Below are 15,138 nucleotides of genomic sequence, written 5' to 3'. Positions count from 1 at the left end.
CTTAGTGGTGTCCAGGGATATCTATCTCATCGTCATCCACTAGATCTTCTAAGAGCATGCTTTCGAACATGTCAATTTCACCGAGTGTGAAGTAATGCACTGGATGTGCATCGAGATTTGGGTGCGTAACATTTGTCTCAAGCAGATAGAGGCCATCTTCTGCGATATTGACATCGGCTGTGTAACGACCATCTTCGCTGTAAGTCAGATCTGTAGAAGAAGCGGTTTCGTCGGATTCTCGTATATTCCAAATCCTAATAGAAACATCGGCATCGGAAACAGGGACTTCGTCCAGATAGACGTATACATCAACGGGCAGATCGCTTTCTTTTTCCGTCAGACTGGTCATATCTACACTAACCGCGGCATCCGGTAGATTATTGTACATATCATGCGTCTGAACACCTACCAAATTGCAGGCGGAGAGTAGTGACGTTGAAAATATCAAAGCAAGTATTTTTTTCATTTTTACTTTTCCCTCCTACCCGTAGATGAATTTATTCAGTTTAGGTACCCGGCGGATGACGAAGCGATCAAGCAGAAAGACGAAGATCAATGAGAGTCCGACCAATGGGAAGATGATACCAAGTATGACCAGAATGATCAATGGTCCCTTAAAGTGAAAAATACTCTTTGATTTTGGTGCGCCCATATGATCTTTAGGCCGGCGTTTGATCCACATCCAAAATCCTGTAACCACCATACCAATGAGGCCAATGCAGATGATAACACCAAAAATTTGGTTCCAAATGCCAAACTGCAATCCCTTATGGATCGTGATGGCCAGAGCCATGAACTTTCCTAATGGACCGTAATGGTCATAGCGGTAATCTGCCAGGACATTGGTTGAGTATTGATCGATATGGATGGTTGCCTCTTCCTGTGCCTGGTGGGGGAAAGTACTGAGCGTAAAGACGCCTGTATCGCTACCCGGATAGAAAATATCATAGGAAGGATGGATTTTGGTCGATTCAGCGACAGCTACAATATCATTGATGGATGCCTGATTAACACCTGAGAACATTTCGGATTCTGCCACGGGCAGCTGCTCGGCAGCCCATGAAACGTCGGCGATCTCTTTGGTCACCGTATCAGATTCAGGTGCGGGGCCTGTCCATATTGAAGGAGGATATCCAAAACCGGATGCAGTGGTCAGCTGTTGTACACCGTTCCCCCAGAATCCGGTCCAAAGCATGCCGGATAAAATGAAGAATAGTATGCCCCCCGACAACCAGAATCCCGAGACAGTGTGCAGATCGCGCCATTTAACTCTGTTTCCTTTATTAAAGCGGAAGGTGAATACGCCTTTTAATTTTTCTTTGGATTTTGGAAACCATAAGTATAATCCGGATAAAATCATAATGATGGTCCAGGATGCTACCAGCTCAACAAGTCGATCACCAAGTGTGCCTGCCATCAATTCACTGTGCGCGTCGGCCAGAAGTTCCATTGGGCGTGTATCGTCGTTGATGACGCCGAGGACAGTTCTTGTGTAGGGGTTTAAAAAGACGGTCAATGAATCGCCATTATTATCCAGGATGCCAACTTCGACAGAACGGCTGTCATCTTCACCTGGACGGTACCGGGTTGCTTCTCCACCGCCTACGGTGTTGAGGGCCGTATTGACAAGGTCACTCGGGGGTAACCTGGTTTCAGCAGGTTCGACTTGGTAATAGTCTTTATATATGTAGTCTTCAATATCAAATTTAAACAGATATACGGCACCTGTTATGGAAAGGATGATGAGAAATGGTGCGATAATCAGTCCGGCATATAAATGCCATCTCCATATCAATGGAGTACTCAGTTTTTTCATTCTATGCCTCCTTAGTCACATACAATTAAAAGTATAGTATATATTATCCGGTAATAGAAAGTGGATTGTGACCAACGTGTTACAGGTTAAACGAGGTTGTCCTGAATAGACGGGTTCTGAGTCTGAGATTGATAAATGGGAGAAATTAAGACATTGGATTCTTAATTAAAGACTAATTTCTGTAGACAATGATACAAGATTCAATCGATAATGAGAGTTACAAATTTATTGAGAATTATAGACTAAAAAGGTTGATGTAGACGATGGAACATATTAATATAAAGTATTGCTGATGTATAACGTAACGAAAGGATTTGAATTTCGTATGAAAGATAATTTTTGGCGTGACCTGCCACGGCCATTTTTTGTGCTGGCCCCTATGGAGGATGTAACAGATGTGGTCTTCCGACATGTTGTGGCTGAAGCGGCCCGGCCGGATGTCTTCTTTACAGAGTTCACCAATTCGGACAGCTACTGTCACCCGGATGGGGTACAGAGTGTTCGTGGCAGGCTAACTTTTACCGAAGACGAGCAACCAATGGTGGCACACATATGGGGGGATAACCCTGAACATTTTCGCCAGATGAGCATCGGTATGGCAAAAGAGGGTTTCAAGGGCATCGATCTCAATATGGGCTGTCCTGTAGCTAATGTAGCTGGCAAAGGAAAGGGCAGTGGCCTCATCCGACGTCCTGAAGTTGCAGCGGAACTTATTCAAGCAGCCAAAGCAGGCGGGCTGCCTGTAAGTGTAAAAACACGTCTCGGTTACACGGAGCTTGAAGAAAGACACGAATGGCTAACGCACGTATTCCAGCAGAATATCGCCAATCTGTCCATCCATCTCAGGACACGCAAGGAAATGAGCAAGGTCGACGCGCACTGGGAACTGATTGCAGAAATCAAGAAGATGCGGGATGAAATTGCACCGGATACATTGCTGACGATTAACGGGGATATTCCAGATCGAGCAACAGGTATGGAGCTCGTTGAAAAGTACGGTGTGGATGGTGTAATGATCGGTCGGGGCATCTTCAAGAATCCGTTCGCATTTGAAGAAGAATCGAAAACACATAGTAGTAAAGAGTTACTCGACCTATTGAAGATCCATCTCGATCTTCACGACAAATATTCAGAGGTCGAACCGCGTAAATATGCGCCGCTGCATCGCTTCTTCAAGATATATGTCAAAGGATTCAAAGGGGCCGGGGAGCTCAGGAACCAATTGATGAATACCAAATCAACGAACGAAGCCCGTGTACTGATCAATGAAGCGGAAAAGCACATTTCTGAAGAGTTAGAAGTCCCTCACTCCGTATAGAAATAGGCGTGAGGGTCTTAGAGGACATCCATGAGAATGGATGTCTTTTTATTTTGGTACAATAGAGCTAACAGTTTAAGAGAAGTGATGCGCTAGAATAGACGGAACTTGGATTGGGGAACCCTTTGTTTCACTACTTTATATAATCAGTGTGAGCTGAGGTAATAAGGTCAATAAAAACAGTGTTCTTTTTTAAAAACATGAGTATTAGAAACGTTCCAGCTCATATCAAGGCACGCAATATTATTTTCTCGAGGGAGCACTTATCGCAATCTTCGTTTTCCATTACGATATGAACAGACGCTTACAAATTTTACAGTTCCGAATGTAAATATTATGCGTAAGTCTTATAAGCGTATGTAAGGTCACAACGCCAGTTCTTTATAAAAAAACTGCAATAGAGGGAGATGGACAGTATTTATATATACGGTACACAAGTACCTACTCTCGTTCCCAGATTGAAGTCCCTTTTGTTCGATTGGTTTTTCATTCTCATGTGCCTCATAATCGTTTTTGTTCTTAATACCATTTTTATATTGTTCATACTGGGGGAAATGCCACAGTACACTTCTGTTGAATCTCAGCTCATCGCAACATTCTTTTCTGTTGTACCAATTATTATCATATTCTCTGTTATGGAAGGGAGTCCACCCTATGCTTCTTTCGGCAAACGGAGAACTCGTCTTATGGTCGTTTATCGAGGGAACTCGCTCCGCGGAAGCCTGGTTAGAAACACCATGAAATTCCTACCTTGGCAGTTTGGTCATATGAGCACGATTAGTGGGATGTACCATGGTTTTGACACGGCATTCTATTTCTTTTTTTATGCACTATCCATGACACTTATGATCGTATATATACTTATGGTAATCATACGCAAGGATCATAGGCACCTTGGAGATATTTTGGCAGGCAGTACTGTTGTGAAAAGTAGAGAGTAGTTTTGAGTTTCTTTGGAGTATCCAATATACTGAAGGTAAGTCTGTAATATAGGAGATTGATTTATGGAAACTTGGGATATATACGACGCTGCGCGAAATAAAGTGAATCGGACTGTAGTGCGTGGCGATCAGTTGGCACCGGGTGAGTATCACATGGTTGTCCACGTTTGCATTTTCAATTCCGATAGGGAGATGCTTATCCAGCAAAGACAACCTTTCAAGGAAGGGTGGCCGAACATGTGGGATGTAACAGTGGGCGGCAGTGCCGTCAGTGGAGACACAAGTCAAAAAGCCGCCGAACGTGAAACGCTGGAAGAAATCGGACTGACGCTCAATCTTGAAAATGCGCGGCCCACAATGACGATGAACTTTGGCCGAGGGTTTGACGATATTTATCTTATAGAGAAAGATGTGGATATTGGAACGCTGTCCTTACAGTATGAAGAAGTGCAGAATGTAAAGTGGGCGACAAGAGAGGATATTCTAGAAATGATTGAAGAAGGTACATTTATCCCTTATGAAGAGAACTTGATCAGACTTTACTTCGATCTAGTCAACCGACAAGGGGCGATAAAGAAGTGATGAATCTGGGTACCGATCTACATATCAGGCAAATCAAAGAAATCGAAGAAACACCGATGGCACTACTCACCCTAGCGGACCCGTCAGAGCAGCAAGTACAGTCATATCTCGCGAAGTCAGATTGCTACGTTGCGGAAATTGAAGGGGAGACAGTAGGGGTCTATGTGGCTGGAGAGATTTCTAAAGACACAATCGAAATCTATAATATTGCTGTTAAAGAAACCTTTCAAGGGCAGGGTATAGGGAAATATCTACTGATGGACGGAGTGGATAGGTATCGTCGTGCAGGCTATAAGATGATTGAAATTGGGACTGGTAATTCAAGCATCGGCCAGTTAGCACTCTACCAAAAAGTAGGGTTCAGAATGGATCGTGTTATTCCGGATTTTTTTACAGACAACTATGAAACCCACATTTATGAAAATGGAATATGGTGCCGAGACATGATCCGGCTTAAGTGCCAGTTATGATCGATCGTTTTGACCTCTAATCTGAAATGTTATAGTATACTATACAAATAGGAATTAAAGAAATGAGGATGCATCTACATGAATAGGGTCGATAGTATTATAGATCTGATTGGTAATACACCGGTCGTGAAGTTAAATAAGGTAGTTCCTGAAGGGGCGGCGGATGTATACGTTAAACTTGAGATGTTCAATCCAAGTAAAAGTGTTAAAGACCGCGCAGCATACAACATGTTGAAGAAGGCCGAAACGGATGGCGTGATTAAACCAGGCGGTACAATCATTGAACCGACAAGTGGCAATACGGGTATCGGCCTGGCTATGAATGCGGCAGCTAAAGGATATGCAGCGATTTTTGTTCTGCCGGATAGTTCTACAAGCGAACGCATTAGCCTGCTTAAAGCATACGGGGCGAAAGTAGTACTGACACCAGCCGATGAGAAGATGCCAGGCTGTATCAAAAAGGCTAAGGAGCTACAAGCAGAGATTCCAAACAGTTTCATTCCGCAACAGTTTGAGAACTACGCCAACCCAGATATACACCGCACGACGACAGCGGTCGAAATTCTGGATGTTTTCGGTAATGATTTAGATGCATTTGTAGCGACCGCAGGGACAGGCGGCACGATTACAGGGACAGGCGAAGTGCTTAAAGAGCATATCCCAGGGCTCCATATCGCAGTGGTTGAGCCGAAAGGATCACCCGTGCTTTCAGGCGGCCAGCCGGGCAAGCATAAGCTTGTGGGCACAAGTCCTGGGTTTATTCCGAATATCCTAAATACAGACATCTATGATGAAATCATCCAAATTGAGGATGATGATGCAATCAATATGTTCAGACGCCTGGCCAAGGAGGAAGGTATCTTTGTCGGACCTTCAGCCGGAGCTTCGGTCCATGCAGCCATCAATGTAGCAAAGAAACTCGGACCGGGCAAGCGCGTACTCTCCATTTCACCGGATTCGGGAGAACGCTACTTGAGCATGGGACTGATTGAATAGAAGTGATTCAGGCGGTGGATTGGATTCCATCGTCTTTTTTATATATATTTACGCGTAACATATTAAGTACCAGAGGGGTGTCACATGGACAAAATCATCAGTTTGGACAATGTATTATGGAAGCGTGACGGGGAAGAGATTTTAAAAGGTATTAATTGGGAAGTGAATTCCGGGGAGCACTGGGCAATCCTCGGTCTAAATGGTTCTGGCAAGACATCGCTTTTGAATATCGTTACAGGGTACAATTATCCGACTTCTGGCAAGGTGAGTGTTCTGGGAACTGAGTTCGGAAAGGCGAGTTTGCCGGAAATGCGTAGAAAGATCGGTTTCGTCAGCAATGCACTCGGCAAGTTCCAGCAGACCATGAGCAGAGAAACTGCAAAAAATATCGTACTCAGTGGCAAATTCGCTTCTTTCGGCATCTACGAGGAAATTACTTCGGAAGATGAGAGACAGGCAGGAAATATACTGAAAGAACTAAGAATTGAATACATATCGGATAAACGCTATGCTGTGCTCTCACAAGGTGAACAGAGACGGGTGCTGCTTGGGCGGGCGCTGATGAGTACACCTGAGCTTCTGATTTTGGATGAACCCTGTGCTGGGCTGGATGTACTGGCACGAGAAGATGTTCTTTCTGTGACAGAGAGTGTAGCACAGGATAAACTGCCACTACTTTATGTTACGCATCACATCGAGGAAATTACAGACGTCATTACTCACGTCCTTTTGATTCGCGACGGTACAATCGTTGCGAAGGGTCGAAAGCAAACGGTCTTAACGTCCGAGATCCTGTCTAAAGCTTACAAAATCCCAGTGAAGTTGCACTGGGAATCGGGACGTCCGTGGATGTCAGTAGAGCGGACACATAAAGAAAGTAGGTGGATGAAATAATTTCAGGACATCATCATATTTCTATGTTTACAAAAGACCTTAAGGAGAATAATCATTTTTACACTGAGGTGCTCGGTCTGAGAAGAGTGAAGGTCTCCGTAAATCAGGGCGATCCGAAAATGTATCACGTCTTCTATGGTGATACTCTAGGAAGCCCGGGGAACGATCTGACGTTTTTTGAAATCGGTAATATCGGCAGTACGCATCCAGGCACTAATATGATCTCAGCTATCGGGCTGCTTGTACCCAGTGCTGATAGCCTGATCTACTGGCAACAACGTCTTGATGGCCTTGATGTGGCACATGACGGCATCATACATTACGGCAACCGGCAAGGACTCCGTTTCAAGGATCCGGATGGTCTTGTGATTGTGTTGATCAATCATGAACACCAACCTGTCCCTAAAGAGTGGCAACCGTGGGGTGCCACCAACATCAGTTCCTCCCATCACATTCTAGGAATGGGCACGGTGGAAATTACAGTGGAGAACATGGCTAGTCTATCTTCACTGCTCGAGGATACATTCAGTTATACAATTGTAGAACGAACCGACCACGAAATATTAATGGCTTCTGTTGAAAACGAAGTCTTCGGCGAAATTCTGATCAAAGAAAAATCAGGGCAGCGCGCACGTGCAGGTCGGGGGAGTGTCCATCACCTAGCGGTCCAGTCGAAAGCACGTGCGCTTGAAGACTGGGATGCACTCCTGAAGGCTCAGGGGTATGCAACCACCGGAGTCAAAGATCGATACTATTTTGAAAGCTTATACTTCACTGAGGAGAATGATATCACGTTTGAAATCGTCGGTCCCATAGCCCGTGGCTTTACTGCCGACCAGTCTGCCGAATCGCTTGGTAAGACGCTCGATCTGCCGCCATTTCTTGAAGATCGACGACAGGAGATCGAAGCGTATTTGAAGCCGATTGAAGAATGGACATAAATCAAGAGCGGCAGGGGTCCCTGCCGCTCTTGATCAATTGAACACATCTTCGTAGACTGATTTGTCTGCTTCGTCAAATACATTGAAGACGATTCGATCGAAATGGTGATCGTTTTGTTTAAGCCAATTGCCGACAGTTGTTACAGCAATCTCCGCTGCGCGCTTTTTTGGGAAACCGAATACGCCGGTTGATATGGCAGGGAAGACGATGGTTCTGATGTCTTCAAGTTCATGTGCCAGATCAAGGCAGGACTGATAAGTCGAAATTAACTCGGCAACGTGGACATCGTTGAGCGGTGTTTCATTGGTCACTGCGGGTCCGACAGTGTGGATCACATACTTGGCTGGTAAATGATACGCTCGTGTTACCTTTGCACTGCCGATTTCTTCATCCGATTTCTGCCGATGAATGATTTCAGCACAATCATCGCGAAGCATCGGTCCGGCAGCCGAATGGATGGCGTTGTCCACACATTCATGCAACGGCTGCATGCAACCGAGCAACTTTTCATTAGCAGCATTGACGATGACATCCGCTTCTATGTCCGTAATGTTGCCTTGCCATAGTGCCATGTATTCTGCCTCTTGGATTTCATTGGCAGGGAAGGCTGAAGCAGCATTCGGAATATCAGCAGCAGAAGTGGTGTGTTTCTCCTCTCTTTCAAGGTGCAGCAGCGTATCCAGCTTTCGCATCAGTTCTCTTTTCAATGGTAGGGGTTGTCTGATGTTAAGCAAGGCACGGACCAGTCGTCTTTTTGCGACCAGATCATCTGGCACATTAATATCTTGTGTACCTGTTTTTTCGTTGCGGAGCATTTCTAGTACCTCATTTGTCAAAGTTTCTTTGTCGCTCTCATCCGCGCGTACCGGTTCGAATGGTTCATACAGTTTGATGGCGTCCGCATATTTCTGCAATCCGATATTTGCCATTACAATCACCTCTTAACTTCATTTTGTCACGAAAATGTTTTGATTTCCACGCAAATGAATTACATATTCACGTCATTTATTGTTTATATTTCATCGTTAACAAGATTTTTCTGTGGGTATAGTATTTAAGAATGTCTATGGCACGGCAGAAAGAATGGAGTGTTGGGATGGCAGTTTTTCTGAAGCTCGTTCTCACCGGAATAGTCTCTGGGGTGGTCTTCACTGCGATATTGAAGTTCATCCGTCTAGTTACAGGCAATAAGGCAAATATGCTCTTCTATAATATAAACTATATTCCCATTCTCAAGCATTGGAGCCATAGTAGGCTGCTGGGCAGATTGTTCCACTACTCCTGCTGCATGGCGAGCGTAGTTATCATGTACCTTTTACTTGTTCCCTTCGGATATGAAACCGAAATACTAGCGTATGTCATCATATCCACGTTTGGCGGCAGTATACTCTACTTCCTGACACACTTGTCAAAAGCGCCTCCGGCATCCGATGACTACATGGCCTGGTTATACTGGACACTCGGTCACGCCATTTTTGGTGCATGTGTCGGATGCATGGTTCATCTGTTGATTTAGATGTGTGTCCGCTTGCACAATATAACAAATCATCTTAAAATATTTAAAGCAATTAAAACGAAAATGATGGATAATATATATTTAGATTAATAGATAAGGATAGGGGAGACTGTTTTGTCGAATCAGGAATACGAAACACATGTTGTACAAATAGATAAGCTGGATAAGAAGGGTTCGGGCATGGGTCATGTATGGCGCGATGCAGGCGGGAGCAATCCCAGAAAACTGAAACTCAATGTTCCCCAGACACTTATCGGTGAATCCGCCAGAGTCACCGTGCCAAATCCAGACCGGAAAGTTGCCCGGCTGCTACCGGATGAAATTGTTTCGGCCAGTCCAGAACGTGTGGTGCCGCCGTGTCCGCACTTCGAAAAATGTGGGGGCTGCGTATGGCAGCACTGGACCTATCAGGGGCAGCTGGCCTATAAGACGGATAAAGTGCGTGGGTTTCTCAAAAGTAACGGTTTCGATGCAAGCGTCGTAGCGGATACACTCGGCATGGAAACACCTTGGGAATACCGTAACAAGATGGAATTTACTTTTGGGCGTGATGGTTCGCTTGGTCTGCACGAACTGGGTAATTTCCGTAATATTATCGACCTCGATACTTGCCTGATCGCAGGAGATGAGATGGTCGAGGCAATGCTTGAGGTGTCGGAATGGGCGAGTGTCCATCAACTGAGTGGGTATGATAAGGACCGCCACACAGGTCTGCTCCGTAATCTGATGGTACGCCAATCGCAAATTACTGGCGAGCTGATGCTTGCGGTCTTTGCGACAGAAGGACCGTCGGAAATAGAATCAGCTATAGAAGATCTTGTTGCGAGGCTGACAAACAAGTTCAGCAGTCTGAAAAGTTTGATGTGGATGGAAAACACGGATTGGGCAGATATGACACAGTCTGAAAAGACACACATCCTGCACGGGCGTGATTACATCAATGACGAAATGTATGGGTACAAGTATAGAATTTGGTTCGACACATTCTTCCAAACTAACCCGAAGCAGGCGGAGAAACTTGTGGAGCTAGCAATTGAAATGGCAGAAGTCGGAGCAGATGAACGCATGATCGATCTGTTTTGTGGTGTCGGCACGTTCTCTCTGCCATTTGCCAAGCGGGTGAAGGAACTTGCCGGAATCGAAATCGTTGAGACATCCATCGAATCAGCTAAAAGAAATGCAGAAGATAATGGTATTGACAACACGTACTTCCTAGCTAAAGACGCTAGAAGGGGTATGGATGAAATACTCGAATCGTGGGGAAGCCCAGACCTTCTCATGCTTGACCCACCGCGTTCCGGTGCAGGTGGCAAGGTCATGCGCAGAATTGGCCGCCTAGGGACAGATCGTGTCGTCTATGTTTCTTGTAATCCAGAGTCTTTCGCTGAAGATGCGGCTTCTCTCAGTGAATTCGGTTATACGCTTGAGCGGGTGCAACCGGTGGATCTCTTCCCGCACACAGTACACGTCGAGCTCGTAGCACTTTTTAGAAAAACCGGTTCGTCCCTGTAGATGAAATTCTGATGGATGGGGATTACGATGAAGGAGGCAGTTATGAAGCAGTATCAATTCAAACTTTCTGTTGATTCCAATAAGAAAGTTTTGTCTATAGAAGATGATGATAACGAGACAGTTGGCCATGTGGAGAAAACCGTCCTTAAGAACTGTGAAGAACAAAACACCTATTCATATACAGCTACTGTGGGGACCATCGTGACACTCGGCTTGAAGCGGCGTAGATTCAAGGACATGAATATTTCGAAGTATATTACTGTTATAAATGGTACGCAGTACGTATTTAAAGAAAAACCAGGTAGAAATCTACTTAAGTTTAAAGTGGTCGGACAATTGGACGCACATCGTATGAAAGTCGAAGAAAATTCCGATGGTGATATGGAAGCCTATATAGATAAAAAACACATTGCGACAGTTAAAGAGAAAGGGCCAGGTGGGCAAACAATCATGACGACCGACTCCGAGCTGGATGGCATGCCTGGAGAATTTGGGATTATTGTTCTCATGTACTTCATGTATAAGCTGTATAAAAGAGAGACCTGGCATATCGCCAAACTGCTGGAATAAAGAAGTTTCATGAATCGTATTGAAAAATACCAGCCCGTCATCATATTGCTTGCTGTATGCATTGGCTTCTTGGTCGGCGGTGTGGATGTCGTGCAGGGTAACGCGGGTTACTTCATCATCCCATTTCTGATGCTTATGCTGTACGGTCTTTTTCTAATAATGCCGCTAAAACGCATACTCACTTCATTTAAAAATGTAAAGTTCGTCGTGGTCGCGCTCATCATCAATTTTCTATGGACACCTGTCATTGTCTATCTGATTGGGATGTTCTTTCTAGCGGAGCACCCACTTCTATGGGTCGGCTTCGTCATGCTTGCTATCACGCCATGCACCGACTGGTATTTGATTTTTACAAGTATCGCAAAAGGAGATACCATACTCTCCACTTCCATGTTGCCGGTAAATCTACTGCTTCAGCTACTGCTTCTGCCTGTCTACTTTCATTTGTTCTTTGGGGTGGACCAGAGTATCAGTTTACCGCTTTATACAATCACCGAGAGCATACTCCTTATAATTGGCATACCGCTGATTCTCGCGATAGCAACAAGAAGGGTAACAAAGCAAGGGGGAAGAGCGGAGCGATTTTTCGGACAGGCCAATGTCCTGTTCCTTAGCCTGGCAATTGTCGCTATGTTTGCATCAGAAAGATCGGCACTGGTCGAAAACCCGAGTGTCGTCTTGCTGCTTTTGCCTCCTCTTATAATATTCTTCATCATCAACTTCCTAGCTAGTAATGCAGTCGGTAAATTTTGTCGTTTCGGCAGGCAAGAGCGCACTAGTCTCATCATCATGACATTAGCACGCAACTCTCCCATTGCACTTGCGATAGCGATTGCTGCCTTTCCGGACGAGCCATTGATCGCTCTATCTCTCGTGATCGGCCCAATCATTGAACTGCCTGTCCTTGGGTTAGTATCAAGACTACTCATTATATATAAATAAAAAACATCCAGTCTATTGACTGGATGTTTGCGTTTTACTGGTTGATGGTCTGTACTGGGATCGAACCAGTGACCCCTTCGATGTCAACGAAGTGCTCTCCCGCTGAGCTAACAGACCACACTTTAAAAACTACATATTCAAATTTACAATGATATCTTATAATTGTCAACAAAGAAATTTTGCTCGTTACCCTGTTTTTAGCTTTTGCAGTTTCTAAGAATTAGGTTAGCGATCATATTAAATCATTATGTTTGATTGTCTCCACTCTTTTCGTACTCCAATATGTCTCCGGGTTGGCACTCAAGTGCAATACATAAGGCTTCAAGTGTAGAAAACCGAATTGCTTTGGCCTTGCCGTTTTTCAAAATGGACAGATTGGCCATCGTTATGCCTACTTTATTAGATAGTTCAGTGACGCTCATCTTACGCTTTGCCAGCATTACATCAAGATTTATTCTAATTGTCATATTGCCACCTCAGACGGTCAATTCATTTTCAATTTTGATACGAATGGCTTCATCCAGTAGCTTTTCGAGTATGGTCGCAAAGAAAGCAATAACTAGTGCGGCGAATACAGGTACCACGCCGACAATAATCAACCCAGGAGCATCATCAATTTCGGCTGTGATGTAGACGAACGGTAGAATTGCCACATAGAGACCGCTGATGGGTGAAAGATGAAAGTTTGATCTTCCGTAGTGCACGAACTGACAAGTTAGAGAAAGCAGCTTTTCGATCGATATAGCTAAGCAATTTGAAACCTTGGACAAGAGCAAAAATGTAAGGCGGTACAGTCGGCAGTACACCGATTACAATTGGGTATAGAATCATAGCATATTTGGGATTGAACGGATTTCTAAACAAGAAGTATATGAGATATACACAAGCTATAAGCACAGGAATGGCCATGAGTATGACGGCAGTTTTGAGAAATAGGGAAGAGCCATGTTTCATCTTCTACACCTCATGTTGTAATTTTTGTAATCATAATATATTATTTATCGATAATCAATAAATATATATTGATTAAGAGTGAAAATTAGTTTTTGAGAGCATAATGATACTGTAAGATTGTAGCGTATCGAGGGGATAAGGGGAGATACTATGGATTTGATTTTTCTGATTCTATCATTTTTGGCTGCTCTGTCGGCAGTTGTTACTTTCGGGTTAGGTCTTATTGAATACATTATGCGTAGGAATCACGCAAAGTATTGGCAATGGGCCATCATGATGGTAACAAGTGCTGCAGTGCTTGCTTTTATGGCAGCACTGATGGCTTCAGATATGACACTTCGTACAGGTTTCATTGTAGTGGGTATCTATCTCATTCTTGCTGTGATTGGTATCATCACTGTCCATATTATTAAGCAGTCGAGAGGCGAGGAAACAAAAGGATATCTGAAACTGATCGGTATTCTCCTCACGACCGCCTCAGCAACATTTGCGATTGCTTTCCTTGTGGTTGATTCGAGTGAGAGTCCGATCCGTGAAATTAATGAAACTTTCGGGGCTGAGGAAGGTGATTCTCGCTCTGGGGAGCGGATACCGGTTACTATAGCCTCATTCGTAGACGGAGATACAACACGTTTCAACTACAATGGAGAAGATGCCTCATTCAGGTATCTGCTCATCGATACTCCCGAAACAAACCACCCACGACTCGGTATGCAACCTTTTGGCAGCGAAGCTTCCACGAGAACAAAGGCGCTTCTTTCAGAAGCCTCCACAATCGAAGTTGAATTTGATGATGGACCAAAGCAAGACCATTACGGCAGATATCTAGCATACATCTATGCAGACGGAGAAATGATAAATGAAGTACTTGTCAGAGAAGGGCTGGCACAGGTCAGATACATCAATCCACCGAATACAAAGTATCTGAAGCAACTCGAGTCGGCACAGGCGGAAGCTGAAGCAGCTGGGCTCGGCATTTGGTCTCTTGATCATCCTTATAATTCCGATGCATATCAAAGTGGAAGTTCGGATGATCCAGGCGAGGAAGTCGAGGATTTTGCAAACTGCACCGAACTGAGGGCGGTATATCCAAGAGGTGTAGAAGCAGCCCATCCTGCATATCAGCTGAAGATGGATGGTAATAGGAACGGCCACGCATGTGAGTGAGCGGGCAGTTTATTTGATAGTCGTAGCAGAGTTCCATACAATAGAGATATACTAATAAAGGAGTTGAGCTTTTAATGAAACCATTGTACGAAGTCAAGATGATCAATACTGGCGGTAGAGAAGGAGAAGTACACAGCGAAGATAATTCATTTTCAATGAACGTGAAGCAACCGAAACAGATGTCCGGTGAGGACACGAAAGAAACTAACCCGGAACAGCTTTTCGCCGCAGCGTACAGCGCATGCTTCAACAGCGCCCTGGACGGTGTATTGAAGAAAGATAGAGCTGGCGATGTACAACGTGTTGTTATGGCGACAGCAAGACTCTTGAAGGATGAATCTGACGGTGGATTTAAACTCTCTGCAGAAATCGAAGTTGAATTTGAAGGCATCGATCAAGACAAAGCCGAAGAATATGTGGAGAAGGCTCACAAAGTCTGCCCATACTCCAAAATGGCTCATAATGGCATTGATGTAGAAATCAAAGCAACAGCAAAGTAAGAGATAAAAAACGGGAAG

At 44.5% G+C, this 15,138-nt stretch carries 17 protein-coding genes, 1 tRNA gene and 1 pseudogene; 13 read left to right on the top strand and 6 right to left on the bottom strand.

Features of this window, described 5'->3' with window-relative positions; all coding sequences use genetic code 11:
- Position 1 precedes the first annotated feature (1 nt).
- Both ACFOJ8_RS04685 and ACFOJ8_RS04680 read right to left on the bottom strand, forming a co-directional pair.
- On the bottom strand, positions 2 to 466 hold the full coding sequence (locus ACFOJ8_RS04685) for a FixH family protein (protein WP_380652799.1): 465 nt from the start codon (positions 464 to 466) through the stop codon (positions 2 to 4).
- Between the two features lie 15 nt (positions 467 to 481).
- Positions 482 to 1,816, bottom strand: coding sequence for a PepSY-associated TM helix domain-containing protein (locus tag ACFOJ8_RS04680; RefSeq protein ID WP_380652802.1), 1,335 nt, complete (start codon positions 1,814 to 1,816; stop codon positions 482 to 484).
- A 325-nt stretch (positions 1,817 to 2,141) separates the two neighbouring features.
- Between ACFOJ8_RS04680 and ACFOJ8_RS04675 the strand changes: the two genes are divergently transcribed.
- The 7 genes from ACFOJ8_RS04675 to ACFOJ8_RS04645 all read left to right on the top strand — a co-directional run bounded on the left by ACFOJ8_RS04675 (position 2,142) and on the right by ACFOJ8_RS04645 (position 7,958).
- Positions 2,142 to 3,134: a tRNA dihydrouridine synthase gene (locus tag ACFOJ8_RS04675; RefSeq protein ID WP_380652804.1), complete on the top strand. Its 993-nt coding sequence runs from the start codon at positions 2,142 to 2,144 to the stop codon at positions 3,132 to 3,134.
- 407 nt (positions 3,135 to 3,541) lie between these two features.
- On the top strand, positions 3,542 to 4,075 hold the full coding sequence (locus tag ACFOJ8_RS04670) for an RDD family protein (protein ID WP_380652807.1): 534 nt from the start codon (positions 3,542 to 3,544) through the stop codon (positions 4,073 to 4,075).
- Positions 4,076 to 4,138: 63 nt separating this feature from the next.
- Positions 4,139 to 4,657: an NUDIX hydrolase gene (locus tag ACFOJ8_RS04665; RefSeq protein ID WP_380652809.1), complete on the top strand. Its 519-nt coding sequence runs from the start codon at positions 4,139 to 4,141 to the stop codon at positions 4,655 to 4,657.
- Positions 4,657 to 5,127 (top strand): GNAT family N-acetyltransferase, encoded by a 471-nt coding sequence (locus tag ACFOJ8_RS04660; protein WP_380656999.1) that lies wholly within the window; start codon positions 4,657 to 4,659, stop codon positions 5,125 to 5,127. Before ACFOJ8_RS04665 ends, ACFOJ8_RS04660 begins: the two co-directional genes overlap by 1 nt.
- 78 nt (positions 5,128 to 5,205) lie before the next feature.
- The gene (cysK, locus tag ACFOJ8_RS04655; RefSeq protein ID WP_380652811.1) at positions 5,206 to 6,123 is read left to right on the top strand and encodes a cysteine synthase A; all 918 of its coding nucleotides are present in this window, start codon (positions 5,206 to 5,208) and stop codon (positions 6,121 to 6,123) included.
- 84 nt (positions 6,124 to 6,207) lie between these two features.
- A complete protein-coding gene (locus ACFOJ8_RS04650; protein ID WP_380652814.1) occupies positions 6,208 to 7,017 on the top strand; it encodes an ABC transporter ATP-binding protein in 810 nt (269 codons plus the stop codon).
- Positions 7,018 to 7,040: 23 nt separating this feature from the next.
- Complete coding sequence (locus ACFOJ8_RS04645; protein WP_380657002.1) at positions 7,041 to 7,958, top strand: VOC family protein; 918 nt, start codon at positions 7,041 to 7,043, stop codon at positions 7,956 to 7,958.
- Positions 7,959 to 7,991: 33 nt separating this feature from the next.
- Here ACFOJ8_RS04645 and ACFOJ8_RS04640 read toward each other — a convergent pair whose 3' ends face one another.
- The gene (locus ACFOJ8_RS04640; protein WP_380652817.1) at positions 7,992 to 8,888 is read right to left on the bottom strand and encodes a protein-ADP-ribose hydrolase; all 897 of its coding nucleotides are present in this window, start codon (positions 8,886 to 8,888) and stop codon (positions 7,992 to 7,994) included.
- Between the two features lie 167 nt (positions 8,889 to 9,055).
- On the opposite strand from ACFOJ8_RS04640, the gene ACFOJ8_RS04635 reads away from it, so the two are divergent.
- The 4 genes from ACFOJ8_RS04635 to ACFOJ8_RS04620 all read left to right on the top strand — a co-directional run bounded on the left by ACFOJ8_RS04635 (position 9,056) and on the right by ACFOJ8_RS04620 (position 12,499).
- Positions 9,056 to 9,475 (top strand): hypothetical protein, encoded by a 420-nt coding sequence (locus ACFOJ8_RS04635; RefSeq protein ID WP_380652819.1) that lies wholly within the window; start codon positions 9,056 to 9,058, stop codon positions 9,473 to 9,475.
- Positions 9,476 to 9,589: 114 nt separating this feature from the next.
- Positions 9,590 to 10,987 (top strand): 23S rRNA (uracil(1939)-C(5))-methyltransferase RlmD, encoded by a 1,398-nt coding sequence (rlmD, locus tag ACFOJ8_RS04630; protein WP_380652821.1) that lies wholly within the window; start codon positions 9,590 to 9,592, stop codon positions 10,985 to 10,987.
- A gap of 42 nt (positions 10,988 to 11,029) precedes the next feature.
- Positions 11,030 to 11,557, top strand: coding sequence for a hypothetical protein (locus tag ACFOJ8_RS04625; RefSeq protein WP_380652823.1), 528 nt, complete (start codon positions 11,030 to 11,032; stop codon positions 11,555 to 11,557).
- 9 nt (positions 11,558 to 11,566) lie between these two features.
- Positions 11,567 to 12,499, top strand: a complete 933-nt coding sequence (locus tag ACFOJ8_RS04620; protein ID WP_380652826.1) for an arsenic resistance protein — start codon at positions 11,567 to 11,569, stop codon at positions 12,497 to 12,499.
- 45 nt (positions 12,500 to 12,544) lie between these two features.
- Here the strand turns inward: ACFOJ8_RS04620 and ACFOJ8_RS04615 are convergent.
- From ACFOJ8_RS04615 to ACFOJ8_RS04605, 3 genes and pseudogenes are all read right to left on the bottom strand, one after another.
- Positions 12,545 to 12,616: transfer RNA gene (locus ACFOJ8_RS04615), tRNA-Val, on the bottom strand.
- A gap of 128 nt (positions 12,617 to 12,744) precedes the next feature.
- Entirely contained in the window at positions 12,745 to 12,966 is a 222-nt protein-coding gene (locus ACFOJ8_RS04610) for a helix-turn-helix domain-containing protein (protein ID WP_380652829.1), read from the bottom strand.
- A gap of 9 nt (positions 12,967 to 12,975) precedes the next feature.
- Positions 12,976 to 13,453, bottom strand: a pseudogene (locus ACFOJ8_RS04605) (DUF2975 domain-containing protein).
- Between the two features lie 150 nt (positions 13,454 to 13,603).
- Here ACFOJ8_RS04605 and ACFOJ8_RS04600 point away from each other — a divergent pair.
- Together ACFOJ8_RS04600 and ACFOJ8_RS04595 are read left to right on the top strand one after the other, a co-directional pair.
- A complete protein-coding gene (locus tag ACFOJ8_RS04600; RefSeq protein ID WP_380652831.1) occupies positions 13,604 to 14,620 on the top strand; it encodes a thermonuclease family protein in 1,017 nt (338 codons plus the stop codon).
- 74 nt (positions 14,621 to 14,694) lie between these two features.
- Positions 14,695 to 15,120, top strand: a complete 426-nt coding sequence (locus tag ACFOJ8_RS04595; protein ID WP_380652833.1) for an Ohr family peroxiredoxin — start codon at positions 14,695 to 14,697, stop codon at positions 15,118 to 15,120.
- The last annotated feature ends 18 nt before the right edge of the window (positions 15,121 to 15,138 follow it).

This window comes from Salinicoccus sesuvii (genome assembly GCF_042648145.1).
Taxonomy (GTDB): Bacteria; Bacillota; Bacilli; order Staphylococcales; family Salinicoccaceae; genus Salinicoccus; species Salinicoccus sesuvii.
Note: the sequence above shows the minus strand (reverse complement) of the source record. Positions and strands in the feature narration are given on the sequence as shown.